The sequence below is a fragment of the Nitrosophilus sp. genome (assembly GCF_982775275.1).
Window position 1 is genome coordinate 1 of record NZ_CEXZHP010000350.1, and the last position, 1,009, is coordinate 1,009.

The window sequence follows — 1,009 nt, forward strand, 5'->3', positions numbered from 1 at the left end:
AGTGAAAAATTTTAGGGGTGGGGATGATGCGTTGTCCTGCACGATGTCTGTTTTGAGTCCACAACCGAACTATCTCGACTTTCTGGATGCCAAGCCTCTCTATTACGACGAGATCGATTATGGGCGGATGCCGCGGGCGTGGGCGGCGGTCCGGGACAGGGTGAAGATGCCGCCGGTGATTCACCTGGTGGGGACCAACGGGAAGGGGACGACGGGGCGGTTCCTGGCTTCGGCGCTGCGGGCGGCGGGGTACCGTGTCGGGCACTATACCTCGCCGCATATCCTCCGGTTCAACGAGCGCATCTGGATCGATGGCAGTGATGCGGACGATGCGCAGCTGCAGGCGGCGTTCGAGACCGTGATGGGGTGGCTCGACGCCGCTACGGCGGAGGCCCTGAGCTATTTCGAATTCACGACCCTGATGGCGGCGGCGGCGTTCGAGGGCTGCGATTACGCCGTCGTCGAAGCGGGACTCGGCGGCGAGCACGACGCGACGGCCGTCTTCGACAAGCGGCTTTCACTCGTCACGCCGATCGATCACGACCACCAGGCCTTCCTCGGCGACACGATCGGGGGGATCGCCGGGACGAAGCTGCGGGCGATGGCCCCGGAGACGGTTATCGGCTTTCAGCCGCACGAAGAGGTTTACGGGATCGCGGAGGCCGTCGCCGCTGAAAAGGGTGCGCGGCTGTACCGTGCCGAGGCCCTGTTGGGCGAAGATGGTATAATACGCGTTCGAAAAATCGCCGCGAAGTCCGGTCTGCCGGAATATCTGCGGCAGAATTTGACGCTGGCGGCCGCCGCGCTCGAACGTCTCGGCATCCCTTACGGGGAGGCGGCGTTCAGCGCGCCGCTGTTCGGGCGGCTGACGCGCATCGCACCCAACGTCCTCCTCGACGTGGGGCACAACGTCCTGGCGGCGAAGGCGATCGCCCGGACGCTCGCCGGGCGGAAGGTCGTGCTGGTCTACAACAGCTACGGCGACAAGGACTACCGCGCGATCCTAAAA

1 protein-coding gene is annotated in these 1,009 nt (G+C 64.6%); it reads left to right on the plus strand.

Annotation, left to right across the window (positions count from 1 at the left end):
• Positions 1-31 precede the first annotated feature (31 nt).
• Positions 32-1,009, plus strand: a 978-nt coding sequence (locus tag AC30RD_RS09955) for a bifunctional folylpolyglutamate synthase/dihydrofolate synthase (RefSeq protein ID WP_489494414.1), incomplete at its 3' end; no start/stop codon positions are given.